This is a genomic window from Salinimicrobium oceani, assembly GCF_012037645.1.
Map to the genome: position 1 here is coordinate 41018 of NZ_JAAVJR010000001.1, position 18305 is coordinate 59322.

11 protein-coding genes are annotated in these 18305 nt (G+C 42.6%); 2 read left to right on the forward strand and 9 right to left on the reverse strand.

From position 1 onward, the window contains the following. Positions 1-61: 61 nt before the first annotated feature. The 3 genes from HC175_RS00165 to HC175_RS00175 all read right to left on the reverse strand — a co-directional run bounded on the left by HC175_RS00165 (position 62) and on the right by HC175_RS00175 (position 5853). A complete protein-coding gene (locus tag HC175_RS00165; protein WP_168136502.1) occupies positions 62-2662 on the reverse strand; it encodes a glycoside hydrolase family 5 protein in 2601 nt (866 codons plus the stop codon). A 7-nt stretch (positions 2663-2669) separates the two neighbouring features. Then, entirely contained in the window at positions 2670-5042 is a 2373-nt protein-coding gene (locus HC175_RS00170) for a glycoside hydrolase family 2 TIM barrel-domain containing protein (RefSeq protein WP_168136503.1), read from the reverse strand. A gap of 85 nt (positions 5043-5127) precedes the next feature. Continuing rightward, positions 5128-5853 carry an NUDIX hydrolase gene (locus HC175_RS00175; protein ID WP_168136504.1) on the reverse strand — a complete coding sequence of 242 codons (726 nt, stop codon included), beginning with the start codon at positions 5851-5853 and terminating at the stop codon, positions 5128-5130. A gap of 100 nt (positions 5854-5953) precedes the next feature. Between HC175_RS00175 and galK the strand changes: the two genes are divergently transcribed. Together galK and HC175_RS00185 are read left to right on the forward strand one after the other, a co-directional pair. Beyond that, complete coding sequence (gene galK, locus HC175_RS00180; RefSeq protein WP_209309887.1) at positions 5954-7111, forward strand: galactokinase; 1158 nt, start codon at positions 5954-5956, stop codon at positions 7109-7111. A 7-nt stretch (positions 7112-7118) separates the two neighbouring features. After that, on the forward strand, positions 7119-8159 hold the full coding sequence (locus HC175_RS00185) for a UDP-glucose--hexose-1-phosphate uridylyltransferase (RefSeq protein WP_168136505.1): 1041 nt from the start codon (positions 7119-7121) through the stop codon (positions 8157-8159). 153 nt (positions 8160-8312) lie between these two features. Here HC175_RS00185 and HC175_RS00190 read toward each other — a convergent pair whose 3' ends face one another. The 6 genes from HC175_RS00190 to tilS form a co-directional block, all read right to left on the reverse strand. Beyond that, entirely contained in the window at positions 8313-9986 is a 1674-nt protein-coding gene (locus HC175_RS00190; RefSeq protein ID WP_168136506.1) for a sodium/sugar symporter, read from the reverse strand. A 126-nt stretch (positions 9987-10112) separates the two neighbouring features. Next, complete coding sequence (locus HC175_RS00195; protein ID WP_168136507.1) at positions 10113-11096, reverse strand: aldose epimerase family protein; 984 nt, start codon at positions 11094-11096, stop codon at positions 10113-10115. Then, on the reverse strand, positions 11096-12928 hold the full coding sequence (locus tag HC175_RS00200) for a DUF885 domain-containing protein (RefSeq protein ID WP_168136508.1): 1833 nt from the start codon (positions 12926-12928) through the stop codon (positions 11096-11098). The genes HC175_RS00195 and HC175_RS00200 overlap by 1 nt, the downstream gene beginning before the upstream one ends. Before the next feature lie 104 nt (positions 12929-13032). After that, positions 13033-14895: a CocE/NonD family hydrolase gene (locus tag HC175_RS00205; RefSeq protein ID WP_168136509.1), complete on the reverse strand. Its 1863-nt coding sequence runs from the start codon at positions 14893-14895 to the stop codon at positions 13033-13035. 52 nt (positions 14896-14947) lie between these two features. After that, positions 14948-16966 carry a protein-disulfide reductase DsbD family protein gene (locus tag HC175_RS00210; protein ID WP_168136510.1) on the reverse strand — a complete coding sequence of 673 codons (2019 nt, stop codon included), beginning with the start codon at positions 16964-16966 and terminating at the stop codon, positions 14948-14950. Beyond that, on the reverse strand, positions 16963-18273 hold the full coding sequence (gene tilS, locus HC175_RS00215) for a tRNA lysidine(34) synthetase TilS (protein ID WP_168137103.1): 1311 nt from the start codon (positions 18271-18273) through the stop codon (positions 16963-16965). Before tilS ends, HC175_RS00210 begins: the two co-directional genes overlap by 4 nt. Positions 18274-18305: the final 32 nt, after the last annotated feature.

The following is an 18305-nucleotide window of genomic DNA, read 5'->3' on the forward strand; positions in this document are numbered from 1 at the left end:
CTCTGGAAAGAAGATTTAATTCGATTCCCCGGAATATAGAGAGTTTTCTTTGCATCTCAACCTACTCCAGTCTCACGGAAATAATTCCCACGCCATGCTGTTCTTTTAGCTCAGCTTCTGAAAGTTCGGGACCTATTGAGAACTGGATACTTTCAGCAGCCTCAAGCCTGAAGGGTTCCTTAACGTCATGTTCAAAATACAGCGGCAGGAATGTTGGATAAGGTCTGGGTAAAGTGACTGTTTGCACTGGCAATAAGTCAGAAAGTTGGAGCTCATATTCAGCAGTGTTGGGCTGTAACAACAAAGTCTTTCCAAAAGCTGCCCCATTGTTCATTACCAGGGCCACTTGTAGTTTAAGCGGCTTGTCATTTAAAGCACGAGCTTTAACTATTAATTTTTTCTTTTCGGAAAGGGCTTCCTCTCTTCCCTCCCATTTTCTTTCAAAATTGTATCTGAAAGAGTAATCATAAACCGGTTCGGCATCCAGATTCTCCGGATCTTTTTCAAATAAACTGTCAACATTGACCTGGTATTCTGCCTCTCCATAATTTGCATGAGGCACCACGTTGATACTGGGCAACCACTTCCCTACTACTCCATCTGCATCAATTGCAGCATCGAATAGATACACAGGAGCATTTGCCTTAACAATTCTTGTAGTATAGGGCTCATCTGGATCAAAATCCCACTGCCCCGGATTCCCTTCCTGGCCTCCCGGAAAAGTTCTTGTTCCGGCTGGAGTAGTTGTAATAATCCGGTACTCTAAAAAGCCATTTTTGAGGAGCTTTTCAGGAATGCTGCCCGAATAATGATAAGGACTCACCTGCTGAAGCTGCACACTATCATAGGTGTTCCCGTTCCTGAACCAGGCTTCCACCCGCTCTACAGGCTCTCCGGCAACAACCCTGGCTGAAATTTCATGAGCTGCACCTTCTGAAAGGACTTTTAATGGCTCGTGAACCACATAGGTCTTATCTACGGTAGTTTCGGGAGCTACGAATGCTTTAAGATCCTCAGCATACCATCCGGGATATGAAGCCTTGCGTTTTTTGCCCTTTTTGGAGATTATATAAGTTCCCGGGCTAATCAGAAATTCTGTGACTTCAGCATTTTTTGATACTTCGCTGTTTCCATTTATTTGCTCAATTTTAAAACCTGAGCCTAAATCTGGGAGTATCACCTGCATTTCCCATTCTGCATGGCGAATTACCGCCAGCGTCTTTTTTAAACTATTATTTCCAAAGGGATTATCGATCAGCACAGCATCGGGCATTACTTCGAGCCTCCATACCCCACGCTCTAATTTGTCGAGAAAATATGCCCCTTTGCCTTTGTATTTAACAACGGGAGAGCTTCCGAAGCCGGCAATCTGCTTCAGCTGCTTCGAATTCTTCGGAAGGCTTTCAGTAGCATTGGTATAAATAAATTTTTCGTCTGAATTCAATTCCGCCAGGTCGTCTTTATAACTTATTCTGAAATTTCCGAAGTTTAGATTTTTCGGATATTTTCCCAGCTCTGCATACAATGGAAGTTCCCTGAAAACTTCCCCGCTTATCATCAATGCCAGGGCCTTTGAAGGCGTATAGGCGAGGTTCATGTAATGCGTATCATACTCGGTATTATGAGCTGCCATAAAAGTTGGATCATAAGCAAAATGAGTCCCTATTTGAATGCCTGCCTGCCTGAAACTGCGCGCCATTACCGGATACATATAGGATTTCATTACATCGGCAGCATCGAATTCATATACCAGCCTGGCCAGTCCATTTTTCTTCCACACCTCCTCAAACGGAATCTCATATTTATTTACATTCGGTAAAAGATTTCCTTCCAGTTCCTTGCCAAAACCAAGGCCGGTAGGATACCATTGAAAGGTGCCGCCATCGATACCCGCTTCGGCATAAGTTTCTGCCAGATGGATGCTGTGGGTAACGTTGTAAAAAATTGGCTTTTTAGTTCCTGTAGACCTCATTGAAGAGATCATTTTCTCAATAAACTCCTGTACTTTCTCCGGACTCTCCCGGTGATGCGGCTCATTACTTATTTCAAAAGCGATTACATTGGGTTCCTCCTTATAGGCCAGGCCGGTATAGGGATTTACATGATTCAGGAACTGTGCAAGATAATTCTCCTGTGCTTTTATAGCATCTGGATGGGTCAAACTTCCCGCTTTGCCATATTTATGAGAAAAGCCTGGAGTTTCGGTATCAGGTTCGGGCCAGCCACCGCCCCAGTAAGCTATAGGAGTCAGAACAAAATTAATGTTCTTCGATTTCAATTCGTTGATGAGAAAGTCAAAGTGATCCAGTTGTTCATTTTTCAGAAGATTTCCCTCTTCATCGCTTATTTCGGTGTCCCAAACATGAATGCGGTACAGATCAAAGCCCAGGCGAGAGAAATGGTAAACATCTTCCTGCATTGCCTTCTTAAGATCTGTATCAAGCTTTTTACCAGTGCGAAAAGCGTGAGCAAAGGGTACCGAATAATTCACTCCAAACCCTGTGACTTCCTTCTTATTATGGCTCCAGCGCATTACCCCGCTTTGGTCCACATAAACATCAGCTTTTTTGTCATTTTTGACACCCTGGGAGAGGGCGTGATCCTTAGCAAAAATCAGGACGCAAAAAAGTAATAAATACCTTAGTCTTAGCGAATATTTCATAAGTTTTCTATTTAATTGTAAGGCTTGCCGCGGGCAGGCCTTCTACAGAAGCCTTGAGTATTAAAGGCTCTATGAACTCTTTCGTTTTAAGAAGAATTGTAGCAATACCGGCTTCCGCAGGTTTTGGATTTTCACCTAGCAGTTCTGCATCTTCACCTTCAAGAGTAAAGCTTACCGGCAAATTTGCATTGGGTACCAGAGTACCATTCCTGTCCAGAATCCTGGCATATACGAAGACGACATCGGGATGAGCTGTGGCTATTTCCCTGCCCGAAGTATCAAGGGAAAGCTCAATCTTCGCTGGCTCAAGTGGAGTTTGCACAAGGTGTGTTGCTACTTCCTCCCCATCAATGTAACCTACAGCTTTGAGAGCTCCTGCCTCAAAACTTTCAACTTCGAACTTAAATGGCGGAGACCACAATTCATCTGAAAATGGATCTTTTGATGGCTGTTTCCTTTCAATCAAGCTGTCATTGAGATAAAGTGCAACCTCTTCTGTATTGCCGTAAACAGTAATATCTGTTGAAGAGGCTTGCTGCCAGTAACTGGCAATATAAACCATAGGTTCTGAAAAGGCACCCGAAAATGGTCTTTTTTGACTCTTATAAAAATAGAAACTAAACTTCGGAATTCGAAAAATGTCTGAAATGCCTGAAGCTTCAAGATCATCTGCATATCCTCTGTTATAGTCAAACATGAGCCAGTTGGACATGCCAATAGTTTGCCTTCCTTTCAGGTTCGAATTAGTGGCTTCCTGGAAGTTGAGCGCCTGCTGTAAAAGTCGCTTTTCACCTGCCCCGCGAAGCTGGCGACTGGTACGTTCCTCTTCCTGAAGATCATTAAAAGCCTTTTGATTGAATCCTGCATTTTGCGCGTAGTATTCCCAGTCGCCGTATTCTGCAATGAGAATGGGTCTTCCAGGCTTATCGTAATTATTCCAGTAAAATGGTGGTTTAGCGTGCTGGCGGGCAGGAATGAAAAGATCATACGCAGGATGATCCATCCAACCCGCTGTGTACACATCATTATATGGTAATTCTGCCCTCAGGACCTCGTTCGCCTTCTGAATAAATGCCGCAGTCATACCGGACTCATTCAGGGAGTTTTCCCAAAAAACGACGCTGGGATGATTTCTATCTCTTCGCGCCATATCCCTGATATCCTGAAGTGCATTTTCAGCGAATTCTCCTTCCGCAAAGAATTGCCAGCCAGGGATCGCATTCATCACCAGCAGGCCGAGTTCATCACAGGCTTCTAAAAAAGATGTCGCATGTGGATAATGCGAGAGCCTTACAAAATTGAAACCCGCTTCTTTGATCTTATATGCATCCCTGTAATTGGCCTCGTCTGACAGTGCATAGCCAACATACGGGTATTCCTGGTGCCGGTTAGTACCATTGATGAAAAATTCTTCCCCGTTGAGAATAAAAGCAGTTTCCTTTAATTCAATACTTCTTATCCCGGTGGTAAGACTTATCTTATCCACTACTTCCCCCCGGTTTAGAACTTCGACTGTTAGCTCATATAAGTTGGGAGCTGTAGGCGACCATAACTGTGGCTGCTTCAGCGCAATGTCCTGAACGAAATGAAAACTACCCTTTGAAATGACATTTTTGACAGGTGTCAAAAAGGTCTTTTTTAGTCCTCCTTCTGAAACCATGGAAATGCGAAGTCCGAGATCTCTATTTTCATCAGATTCGTTTCGTACCTGTACCTTTACAAATCCCGAGGCACTTTCAGCTGAAATACTATCGAAATGCACCAGGATACCGCCACCATTAACTTCGTTGGCCTCGACAGCATCTGTAATGTATATATTACCAGTCTTTATTAGGTGGACGTTTCTGTAGATTCCGCCGTAATAATTAAAATCCAGATCGGCTAAAGGTTTTCCTGGAGGAATAGTAGGATCATCGACATTAGTCACCTCTACCTCCATGCGATTTAACGAGTTTTCCTTGAGATGTGTAGTGGCATCAATCGTAAACGGAAGATATCCTCCCTTATGTGTCTCAACCAGGGATTCATTTATATAAACCCGGGCCTCCTGCATAACTCCTTCAAAATGGAAGAACCACTTTTCTTTATTGATCTCTCCTACAGAAAAATCCTTTCGATAAAGGGAAGTGCCCTGCCATTGGTCGTTTACAACTAAAGGTTCAATTTTTACGGTGTGCGGAAGTACTACTTCTTCCCACTCTCCATTTGAGGCTGCAGTAGCAGTTGTTCCTCTCTGGAACAACCACCCGTCCACAAAATTTGTGACCTCGCGAGAAGACTTCTGCTGTTCCCCTACTTTTTCAGTGCGACGTAGGGCCTCGCAGCTAAAAAAAGTAAGGGTTAAACAGGCTAAAATGAAGTATTTTAACTCCGATTTCATGCAGCAGAATATTAAATGTAAATATTACCATTATTTAGGAAATGCAAAAGCTTTTTCGGAAAAAATCGACAACTGGTAAAATCTCTTACCAAACCTCGAAGTCGTTCCCTTTCTGAATGAGCTTCTGATACCGATCCTTGTCGAACTGGTACAGGAAAGCGCCTCTTTTAGAAGAAGATTTATCCTTTTCTTCAAGCTTTACAATCACATTATGTGAAAGAACTTTCTTACGGAAGTTGCGTGGATCCAGTTCCTTCTGAAAGATCACCTCATAGACATTCTGTAACTGGGGAATTGTAAATTTCTCCGGAAGCAATTCGAAACCTAGCGGCTGCAGTCTTGCTTTTTGTTTAAGTTTATCCAGAGCATCGCGAACCATTTGTTCGTGATCAAGAACTAGTTCAGGAAGTTCATTCACATCAAACCATTCCGCGCCAAACTCCTTTACCAGTTCCCTATCATATTCATTTAAGCGGATCAAGGCGTATTGAGCTATTGAAATACATCTAAACCCGGGATCCCTGTCGGCCGCACCATACACCTTCAGCTCCTCCATATAGACGTCTTTAAGACCAGTGATCTCTTCAAGCACTCGCTTTGCTGCTGTTCCAACATCTTCATTAAGCTTTACAAAGCTGCCAATAAGTGACCAGTTTCCTTCCAAAGGTGAAACCCTGCGCCTGAATAACAGCAGTTTGAGGCTGCCCGAGTCAAACCCAAATATGATACAATCTGTAGCCACGTACATTTTGTCTTTCTGCTTGTACAGATCCTCTGCTGTAACTTCAAGCCCCTCCTTTTCTTCGTACATTGATGGTGATTTGTGATATACAAAAAAACCATTTTTTTCTGGATTAAAAAATTAATGTACGATATACATTTATTATCTTTGAAAGACAAAATTTCACACTTTGGAAAATAATATTCATCACGAGCTTCCCAAGGTCTTTGAGAACTTCAGCAGGGAATTTACAGTGTGCGCCCCCGGAAGGATCAACCTCATTGGCGAGCATACAGATTATAACAATGGGTTTGTTCTGCCAACGGCGATAGATAAGACGATCAAGTTGCATTTTGCTGCCAATTCCAGTCCTTATCGTTGTAATATTTATAGTAAAACCTATAATACCTCCTTTTCATTTGATCTTAGGCAGGTTGCAAGGAGTACACACCAATGGGAAAACTACATTCTGGGAGTTATAAGCGAAATTCAGAAGCGAGGTTTATATCCCGAAGGTTTTGATTGCATCATTGAAAGTGATCTGCCAGTTGGTGCCGGAATAAGTTCTTCGGCGGCGCTGGAATGCGGCATCGCATTCGGGCTGAATGAACTTTTTAATCTGGACCTTTCCAGGGAAGCTATTGCCGAATTATCCAGGGACGCAGAACATAATTACGTGGGTACCAAGTGCGGGATCATGGATCAATTCGCCTCGGTGCTCAGCAAAGAGGGACATCTTATGCTGCTGGATTGCCAAAGCCTGGAGACCGTCTATGTCCCTGCTGAATTCCAAGATCATAAAATCCTGTTGCTCAACACCATGGTTTCTCACAGCCTTGCCACAAGTGAATATAACACCAGGCGACAGGAATGTGAAGCCGCAGTAACTGCGATCAATAAAAAATACCCTGAGGTTAACTCTCTCCGCGATGTAGATCTTAAAAGACTTCAGGAGATGAGAACAGCCTTCTCCCATGTGGAATATAAACGTGCGCATTTTGTAATTTCAGAAAACAACAGGGTTCTTGAGGCGGTAGAAGCTGTAAAGCAGGGGAACCTTCAGAAGTTCGGCCTTTTAATGTATGATTCTCATTCTGGTCTTCGCGATCAATATGAAGTCAGCTGTCCCGAACTTGATTTTCTGGTAGATTTTTCAGCAGGTTTTGATGCCGTGAAAGGTGCAAGAATGATGGGAGGAGGCTTTGGCGGTTGTACTATTAATCTTATTCAGAATCATGCCGTTGAGGAGTTTGTGCAGCTAGCTTCGGAAGCATATGAAAGGAGATTTAAGAAATCCCCTGAAGCTATTATCGTGTCCCCGCAAAAGGGAACTTACATTAAAAAATAGAACCACAATGTCAAAGGAATTCAATAAACATCCACATCGCCGCTTCAATATACTAACAGGCGAGTGGATCCTGGTTTCGCCTCATCGAACCAAAAGACCCTGGCAGGGAAGACTGGAAAAGGTTGCAGGAGAAGAAAGACCTTCTTATGATGTCGACTGTTTTTTATGTCCGGGAAATAAAAGGGCAAGTGGAGATACAAATCCGGATTACGAAGAACCATATACCTTCAAAAATGACTTTTCGGCCTTACTGCCCGAAGGACCTGCAGAAGAAGTACAGGAAGGCTTGTTTAGAGCCAGTTCTGAAACCGGAATATGCAGGGTAGTCTGTTTTTCACCAGATCATTCGCTTACGCTGCCAGTAATGGAGGTTGGCGATATTGTAAAGGTGATAAGGAAATGGAAAGAAGAATATGCCGATCTGGGAAGCCGCGAGAACATTAACCATGTGATGATCTTTGAAAACAAAGGAGACATGATGGGGTGTAGCAATCCTCACCCTCACGGGCAGATCTGGTCACAACTTTCAGTTCCTGTTGAAGTTCAGAAAAAAACCAGGCACCAGAAGGAACATTGGGATCAACATAAAAGAAGTCTTTTAGGCGACTATTTAAAACAGGAACTGGATAAGAAGGAAAGAATTGTTCTTGAAAATGAACATTTCGTGACACTTGTTCCCTACTGGGCGATATGGCCTTATGAAACCATGATCCTTCCCAGGCGCCACATGCAGCACATTGGCCAGCTAAGCGGTAGGGAAGAAATTGCATATGCCGACATCCTGAAGTTGCTCACCATCAAATATGACAACCTGTTCCAGACTTCGTTTCCTTACTCTTCGGGGATCCATCAACAACCTACAACTGGCGAAGATCATCCCGAATGGCATTTTCATATGTCCTTCTATCCTCCGTTGTTGCGCTCAAAGACGGTCAAAAAGTTCATGGTGGGCTATGAACTCTTTGCAGGCCCGCAACGGGACATAACCGCTGAAGAGGCTGCAGCAACGCTTCGGGAGCTGCCGGTGGTTCACTATTCTAAAATATAAGCAGTCAAAAATGCCATTTTTGGAAGGTGTTAATCTTTGGCACTTCAGCTTCAGAAAAAACTTTCCACATATTATAAATTCACCCTCTAACGAATTAAAAAAGGCCGGAAATTCCGGCCTTTTTTTCTGAAATATTCGTTCGTGATCAAACTCTTACCAGAACATTGCGTACAACATAACAAGAATCAGGATTATGGCAAACGCTCCGGCATTAAAAGCGGGGCCGGTCTTAAATAATCCTTTGGTGATCACAATAGATTTTTCCTGGTCCTTGCCTTTGCCTTCCACATAACTTATCAATACCATCACAAGCATGGTCAGGATCCAGGTGAGGAACATTTGATGCATAAAAGGAAGCTCTACAAACAGCGGACCTTCGATCCAGCCGTTTGGTCCTATTTTAAAATACAGAGCAATAGGTATAGAGGCCAGGACACCCCAAATTGCCGCCTTGTTGGTCGTTTTTCTCCAGAATAATCCCAGCATGAATACTGCTAAGATTCCCGGACTCACTACCCCCGTATATTCCTGAATGTATTGGAATACCTGTCCCAGACTTTTTAGCTGCGGCGCCAGGATCACTGCAATGACAAGAGCTAGAGTTGCTGAAATTCTTCCTACCGTTACCAGATTTTTTTCTGAAGAACCTTTCTGAATATATGGCTTATATATATCCATTGTAAAAATAGTAGCTGTGGAATTCAGCATTGAAGCTACCGAGGAAACGATCGCTGCGGCAAGAGCTGCAAGGACAAGACCTTTTAATCCCACAGGAATAAATTCCTTGATGAGCCATGGTGCAGCATTGTCGTTAATAATACGCCCCCCTTCCCCAATAAAGGAAGGATCTGTTACTTCAGGACCAAAGGCCCCGCCCTGGGTATTTAAAACATACGCAATGATACCCGGGATCACTACGATCAAAGGTAAAAGTAGCTTTAAAAATCCGGCAAGAATGATCCCTTTTTGAGACTCCTTTAAGTTCTTAGCTGCCAGTGTGCGTTGAATGATATACTGGTTAAAACCCCAGTAATACAGGTTTGCAACCCACATTCCTCCAAGCAGCACTGCAAGTCCCGGAAGATCCCACCAGGCGTCTGTCCCGTTTGGAGTAATGATCTCTCCCTTATCAAGGATCATTGAAAATTTCTCTGGTACCTGCTCATAAATTGCTACCATTCCATCTATCACTCCCCCGCTTTCTGTAACATGAGAAAGTCCAATGACGGTGGTGATCAAACCTCCAATAATTAGAAGCACTACCTGCACCACATCTGTCCAGGCTACAGCCGAAAGACCTCCATAGAGAGAATATGCTGCTGCGAACAATGCAAGCCCAAAAATGGAATACATGAAAATTGAACCATCTCCGTTCCCTATTATAGTATCCAGTGCCGTTGCACCGAGATAAAGAACCGAAGTAAGATTCACAAATATGAAAAGTGCGATCCAAAATACAGCAAGGATAGTTTTTAAATTCGTTCCATAGCGCACTTCAATGAACTCGGGTATGGTATAAAGCTTCTTTTCAATAAAGACAGGAAGAAAATATTTACCAACTATGATCAAAGTTAAAGCTGCCATCCATTCGTAAGAAGCTATGGCCAGGCCGATAGCAAAACCCGAGCCCGACATCCCAATGAACTGTTCGGCAGAAATGTTTGCAGCAATAAGAGAAGTTCCAATTGCCCACCAGGGGAGGGATTTCCCCGCGAGAAAATAGTCTTCAGATGTTTTCCCCTTACCTCGTGAAACCCAGAGACCAATACTTATGATCATTAATGCATAAGCAGCAAAAATTATCTGATCGAGTAGCGCAAATTCCATATAATTATTTTGAAGAAGTTATAGTTTACTCAGGAGCCGGAATGCCTGAAACCCATTCTCGTTTCCAAATATTTTGTTAAATATAAATCTTTTTAAAGCATAACGGTAAAACCTACATTTAAAAAGTTATGAACCAGATCTAAACTTCCAGAGACTTTGATTTTTATAAAGCTCTCCCGGACTTAAAAGAACTGATGGAAAATTTTCGTGGTGAGGCGCGTCCGGAAATTTCTGGGCTTCAAGACAGATACCTGCTCGCTCCTCTCCTACTACTGTCGCATAATCCCAGCTCCGCGGCAAAGTTGGCGGGATATAAACTACAACTGCCGGTTGGTTCGTTTCAATCTCAAGTGAGATCCCGCTTTTATCTCCTTTCAGAAAGATCGGATCAGGAACATTCGCCAGACAAAAAGTAGTATCAAGCGAGATATTCTCTAGCCTTTTAGCCTCCCGGAAATCAATTTCCCGCCCATCAACCTCGACCAGATTTCCCGTGGGAACATTGCTTTTTCCCGTTTCCAGAACAACATCTGCTGCTATTTTCAATTCGTGATTGTTTATACTTCCGCAGCCATTAAGATTAAAATAGGTGTGATTGGTAAGATTCACGATTGTAGCCCTGTCTGTTTCTGCAGAGTATTCCACCTTCACGGCGTTATCTTCCTGCAGGGTATATTTCACCTGTACCCGGAGGTTTCCGGGATAACCTTCTTCCCCATCGGGAGAATTATATTCCAGAACAACAAAAGGATCTTTACCAGTGTGATGTTCTATAAGCTCCCAGAATTTATAGGTGAAACCATTTTTCCCGCCATGAAGATGGATTCCTTCCTCTCCAAAAAGGGGAAATTTCTGCCCGTTTATTTCGAAGCCTCCCTTAGAGATTCTTCCTGCATGACGGCCTACAGAGGCTCCAAAGTGTTTTCCTTCCTGCAGGTATACGTTTGAAATATAGGTTTCCGGCTCTTTCGGGCCTACCACCACGTTCGTCTGTCCATCAATAAGAAGTCCGAAAACGGTTGCTCCAAAATTTAAAATTTCCAGTTGAGTACCTCTTTTGTTTTTAAGAGAAAAGAGTTCTATAGCCTTTTTTTGCTGCTGTTTTGTCATTAACCCTTCTCATTTTCCACCCAATCCTTCACCATTTCTTCGAGAATATTTAAAGGCAGAGCCCCACTATTCAATACCACATCATGAAATTCCCTGATATCAAAATTATCTCCCAGTTCTTCTTCAGCATACTTCCGAAGCTCAACGATCTTATTCATTCCTATTTTATAAGCTGTAGCCTGACCAGGCATAACAATATGCCGCTCTACCATTTTTACGGCGTCACTCTCGGCATTGGGAGAATTTCGAACGTAAAAGTCAATAGCCTGTTCCCGGGTCCATTCTTTAGCATGTATGCCAGTATCTACCACCAACCTTATGGAGCGCCACAATTCCATAGCCAGTCTTCCAAAGTCCGAATATGGATCGCTGTATGCCCCAAGGTCCTTTGGCAAAATCTCGCTGTAAAGTCCCCATCCTTCTACGTAAGCCGTATAAGTTTCATGTTTCCTGAACATTGGCAGGCTATCCAGTTCCTGTGAAATGGCAAGCTGCATGTGATGACCAGGGATCCCTTCGTGATAAGCCAGAGCTTCCATTTGATAGGTTGGCATAGCTTTCATGTCATAGAGATTCGCATAGTAAGTTCCTGGACGAGAACCATCTAAAGCCGGTTTTTGATAAAAAGCTTTACCTGCACTTTTTTCTCTGAATGGCTCTACAGCCTTAACAACAATATCTGCTTTGGGTTGCGTAAGAAATAGCTCGTCCAGCCTGCCCTTCATGCCTTCAATGATCTGTTTCGCTTCAGTGAGATACCTGGCTTTCCCTTCGGGTGTATTTTCGTAATAGAACTGTTCATCTTCTCTCATGAATTTGAAAAAGTCCTGAAGACTGCCCTCAAAACCTACCTTTTCCATGATCTCTTCCATTTCTTTATGGATACGTGCAACTTCACTTAATCCAATTTCATGGATCTCATTGGCAGAGAGATTGGTAGTTGTAGTTCTTTTAAGTGCAGTTTCATAAAACTTTGCGCCCTTCGGAAATTTCCATACTCCGGCCTCGGTAGTTGCACGCTGTTGTTGATCTTCCATTTTTGCAATGAGCTTCTCATATGCCGGCTTTACTGCATTGAGCAGGATCTCCTGCGCCTCCAGCACCAGTTTCGTCTTTTCCTGCTCCGGAATTTCCAACTGATCTACCTTTTCCTTAAAATCCTGCAATAGTGCACTTGCCTCTGCCGATTTTTCAAAGGGGCGCCCTCGCAATAAATTTCTTGAAGCTTCAATGGTATGAGCAAAAACGAACTGTGGAGGCATGATATGATTCATCTCCCTTAGTTCCAGGCCGCCTATCACCTGATCTATCACTTCGGGAATCCCCTGAAGTCTCTGCAGGTAAGCCCTTGCATCACCAATGGAATCTATTTGATGCATGTTGATCAAAAAAGCAGGCAGTTCGGCATGCACTCCAAACATTTGATTTACAGGATAATTGTAAAATCTAAAATCATAATCCTCAATTTCTTCTTCAAGGCTCTGCTTATAAAGTCTGTAACTCAACTTATCCTGACCACGAAGTGCGGCAGGATCGATGGAATTGTTCAGAAACTCGAGTCGTCGCTTTGCAGTTTCAAGATCTTCTGCATGCCGCAAATGAGAATAATCATCCCAAGAGCCATAGTCCTCTCTTATTCCCAGACGCGTCTGTAACATAGGAGAATCTTCCAGGTCCTGTTGAAATTCCGTTTCAAAAAAGGCATTTAACTTGGCAGCTTCCTTTTCAATTTCTTCGGAAGTATAACGCTCTTCTTCCGCAGAATCCTTACAGGCTGTAAGACTGAAGATGCACAACAAGAGAAGGAGCGCCTTAAAATTATTTAATTTCATAGGTAATTCATTTTATCAGATGAGCATCTGAAAATTAATCAATAAAAGCACTTGACGGCCTAAATAATAACATCTCAAAAATGTCATTTTTGACAGCCTTTCTTTTATTCCAGCACAGGTAAAATGATCTCTGAATCATGAAAGACCTTATGGGTTTGTTTCTGAAAATCTTCTGCTTCCGCTTCAAAGATGTTATCAACATAGGTTTGCGGATTTAGATCTATCAATGGAAACCATGTGCTTTGGATCTGAATTTGGAGCTTGTGCCCTTTCTTAAAAGTATGATGCACATCCTGCAACTGAATATTAACAGCCGTTTTTTCATTTGGCGTGAAAGGTTCGGGATCTGAAAAACTATTCCTGAACCTGCCTCTCATAACCTCGCTTCGTACCATCATATGATAATTGCTCATGGAAAGGTAGTCCTGAGTTTCTTCAAAATCTTCGGCATCGGATGGAAACACATCGATGATTTTCACCACCCAGTCGGCAGCTGTTCCTGTAGTGGCAACCTTCAATTTTGCCAATACTTCGCCTGCCAGGGTGAGATCTTCGGTAAGGACTTCTGTTTCGTAAACGAGTACATCTGGTCTTCTCGCAGCAAAACGTTGATCATCTGTCATGTATTTTCTTGGAGTAAAGACCATTTTGATGTCTTCGGAATATGGAACTGGCTTTTTTGGATCACTAATAAACTCTTCGGCGCCCTCTGCCATGGAATTAGACAATTCTGAAAAGATCTTCTCATCATCTCCCAGAAAAAAGCTCTCCTGTTTTGTCATTTTTGGTGGCCAGGCTTCATAAGTTTTCCATTCTCCCAATCCAGTGTCGAACATATAGGCTTCAGGCAGAGCCAAACTGCTGTCGGCTTTTCCTTTCAGAAAATGATTAAAGAACAGGGTCTCCACATCTTTCTGATAATTCGCAGAGATATCATCTCCAAAATAAACATTCCCAATGGTCTGTCGTTTTTTATTTCTCGCCCAATCACCATGACTCCATGGCCCCATCACCAGCATATTGAAATTATTGCTGGTCTTCTCTATCGATTTGTAGATATTAAAAGGCCCATAAAGATCTTCAGCATCAAACAAGCCTCCCACGATCATCACCGCAGGTTTTATATTCTTCATATGCTGTACGATACCGCGCTTTTGCCAAAAGTCATCATAGTTAGGATGCTCCTTTAGCTGTTGCCAAAAGACATTATCCTCCCCGTAATATTTATCCAGGTTTTTAAGTGGTCCGGCATCAAGAAAAAACTGGTATTGATCTTTTGTATCTAATTCCGGAAAGGAATACCAGGCAGTATCACTCGGAGTAGTTTTTTCATAACCAAAAACAGCTGTGGCTCTCCAGTAACTGAGTAGATAAGCACCATTATGATGAAAATCATCAAAGAAAAAATCCCCGATGGAAGCCTGAGGAGAAACTGCTTTAATAGCAGGATGGTCTGCCAAAAGCGAGTAAGTAGCATAGAAACCGGGATAAGAAATTCCCCAGATCCCGACCCGGCCATTGTTGTTCTTTACATTTTTCACAAGCCAGTCTACAGTGTCATAGGTATCACTGGCTTCATCTATTTCCTTCTTCTTTTTCTTAGGAATAAAGGCGCGCATGTTGTCATACACTCCTTCGCTCATCCAGCGACCCCGCACATCCTGGTAAACAAAGATATTCCCTTGTTTCATAAGATGTTCATTAGGTCCTAAAAGGGAACGAAATTTATCTTCACCGTAAGGACGCGAACTGTATGGCGTACGGGTCATTAAGATAGGGTACTTTTTAGAAGTATCTTTTGGGGTAAAAACAGTGGTGTGAAGTTTTATGCCATCACGCATTGTGATCTCTACTTCCTGCTTATCGTAATGGTCTTCTACTTTATAAGCAGATTCAGTTTGCGCATAGACAAAGTTCCCAACCAAAAGAAACAGGAATGGGAGAAAAAATAATTTAGAAGCTTTCATTTGTAGGATTTTTAAGGTCCCTAAGATAGAAATTCCCTCCTAAAATAACCGCTTACCTGCTGGGGCTATTTTTGAACTCGTCAAGACCGGCCTGAAGCCATTTCCTAAACTCCTCGGAATCTGGTGTATAGCCAGTGGGCTGATTAAGCAAATTCATGTTCTTGTCTAGAAGCACATAAAAGGGCTGGGAGTTATTCTGAAAGTTCAACGTCTGAAAAGTAGCCCATTTGTCCCCAATAGTTTTGATCTCCTTGATGCCGCCATTCGGCTTCTTATAATTGAACTTCTGATCTTCAGCTAATTCCTGCCTGTCATCTACATAAAGAGAAATAAGGATGAATTCATTTTGCATTAGCTCAAAAACATCTGGTTCACTCCATACCTGCTCTTCCATTTTTCGGCAGTTGACACAGGCCCAACCTGTAAAATCAAGTAAGATAGGTTTGTTGGCTGCTTCTGCTGCCGCGACTCCTTCTTCAAAATCTTTATAAGCTTTTAATCCTAAAGGTCCTTCTGTCTCCTTTTCATAGATACTATAAAATAATGGTGGCGGGAAACCGCTTAGTAATTTAAGATTCGCATATGAAGTATTAGAAAGTCCCGGAAGCAGGTAAACCACAAAACCTAAGGTTACCACCCCGAGTAAAATTCGTCCTTTCCCTAATTTTGTTTTTGGGCCATCGTGCGGGAATCGTAAAACTCCAAAAAGATATAGGATCAAGCCAACGCCTACAATAATCCAAATACCTATAAAAATTTCTCTTTTTAGAAGCCCCCAGTGTTCAACCAAATCGGCATTAGACAAGAATTTAAAGGCAAGGGCGAGCTCAATAAATCCTAAAACTACTTTCACTGAATTAAGCCAACCTCCGCTCTTTGGCAGGGAATTGAGCCAGTTGGGAAACAGGGCAAACAGTGCAAAAGGGAGTGCAAGGGCAAGGCCAAAGCCTCCCATTCCAAAAGAGAGCTGTGTTGCGCCTCCATCTGTAGTCAAGGAACTTCCTAATAAGGAACCTAAAATAGGGCCGGTACATGAAAAGGAGACGATTGCAAGAGTAAGCGCCATGAAAAATACTCCAACTACCCCTCCAAAACTGGATGCTTTGTCATCCATTTTATTACTCCACGAACTGGGTAAGGTAATTTCATAATAACCAAAAAAGGAAAAGGCGAAAAATATGAAGATCAGGAAAAAGATGATGTTCAGAGTAGTGTTTGTCGAAATATTGTTCAGGATCTCAGGGTCCAGCGAATCCAACAAATGGAACGGAACGCTTAGTAACAAGTAAATAAGAAAAATAAAGACTCCATACATGATGGCGTTCATAAGGCCCTTCTTCTTTGTTCGTGCTCCTTTGGTAAAAAAGGAAACAGTAAGCGGGATCATAGGGAAAACACAAGGTGTAAGCAGTGCAATGAGTCCTCCAATAAAACCAAGAAAAAAGATAGTCGCGTAGCCACTGCTTTCTTCTTTCTCAACTGCCACGCCACCTATTCCCTTTACATCAATATTCAAAGCATTGGAAAACCGTTGATCTTTGTCTGTAACCTCGAGATTAGTAAAGCCTTCTGTAATTTCATTATTCTCAAGGGAAATTGTGAAGCGTTCAGTTTCTGGCGGTAAACATTTTTCATCGTCACATACCGAGAAATAAACTTCTGCCGTGATCACCAGATCTTCAGGATCGAGCACCCTTATCTTCTGCCTGAATTCAGCCTTATCTTCGAAATAAGTGATCTCAGTCTCAAATACGGCGTCATATAAAGCAGGAACATCAGGTTCCTCTGTGGTACCTATGAGTTCATACTTCCCCGGAACTTCTGTATAGGTGAAGGCTGTGGGAATAGGGGCGATCTCAATATCAACTTCTTCCTGTGAATACAAGTGCCAGCCTTTTTCCAGGTGCGCTGTGAATACAAGCGTGTAGATAGAATCGTTATCCTGTTCGATGGAAGCATTCCACTCGATGGGATCTTCGATATTATTCCCCAGGTTCTTTGGATCAAAAATCTGGGCCTGAAGTTGGAAAAATGAAACAATGAACAGGACTAAAAACGCCGTAATTCTCATGGTGTATAACTTATTCTCAATATTTTTTTTGACTCGTCATTTACTGCAAAGCGCCCATCCAGGCGATGGCCAATTACCCAAACGATCTTTTCACCGGAACAAAGGATCCAGCAATTTTCTTTCTGCGGCAAAGATAGCTTCTCATCTTTAAAAAACTTGCTCAGCTTCTTTTTTCCCTGCATCCCAAATGGATAAAAATAGTCGCCTTTCTGCCATTTCCTTACAATTAGTGGAAATTGTAACTGCTCACTATCCACGTGAATAGTTTTTCTTAGATCTGTAGAAACATCTTCAACTTTCTCAAAATGAAAGGTTCCCATTGGCAACATGACCACTTCTTCGTCCTCTTTGATCTCAAATATTTTTTGGTCATCAACGGGAATTGTGGTGAGCAAGAGACTATCCCTGTCTCTTATCAACCGGTGGGTTCTTGAAAAGACCATTTTCCCAGGCTGCGCATCCAGCAACCCATGAACATCCTCCCATTCTGTAAACCCAAAAGATTTAAAGAGTTCGTACAAGACGGCTTTGAGGTGGGGAAGTGTTTTGAGCAGTTTTATTCTAAAGGAATAGCCAAATTCTTCTTCCTTCGCTATCTGCGGAAAGAGTGCCGAGATATAGTCTTCTATGAGCTGGGAACTTTGCTGCAAATAGCTACGAGTTTTTCCGAAGCTATCCAGTAACTGCGGATTCAATTCCAGCAGCCGGGGAATCACCTCCAGCCGCACCTTATTTCTGAAATATTTAGCCGACTGGTTACTACTATCTTCCCGCCATTCGAACTTTTCGTTTTTTGCGTAGTTTTCAATTTCATTTCTGGTAAACGGCAAAAGAGGCCTTAAAATGCAGTTATTGACATCGGGCATTCCGGTTAGTCCTTCCAGACCTGTTCCCCTAATGAAATTGATCAACACAGTTTCCAGGTTATCATTGGCATGGTGAGCGGTAAAGATGTAATCGAATTGAAGAGTTTCACAAAGCTCGGTAAACCAGTTGTACCTTAATTCCCGGGCAGCCATTTGAATGGACATTTTCTTTTCGGCCGCATAGGCTTCAGTTTCAAATCCTTCAATAAAGACCTGTACATCGAGGGCATCTGCCAATTCCAGAACAAAGATTTCATCCTGGTCGCTTTCCTCCTCTCTCAAATTAAAATTACAGTGCGCAATGGAAAAGTTGAGACGGGCCTCTTTACATAAATGTGCAAGCACCACGCTATCAACTCCCCCACTAACCGCAACGAGGATCTTAGATTCTGCTACTTTGGGAAACTGGGCCTGTAAATGATTTTTAAAAGGTAGAAGCATAGGTTCCAAAGATATCAAAAATGCCCGTGCTT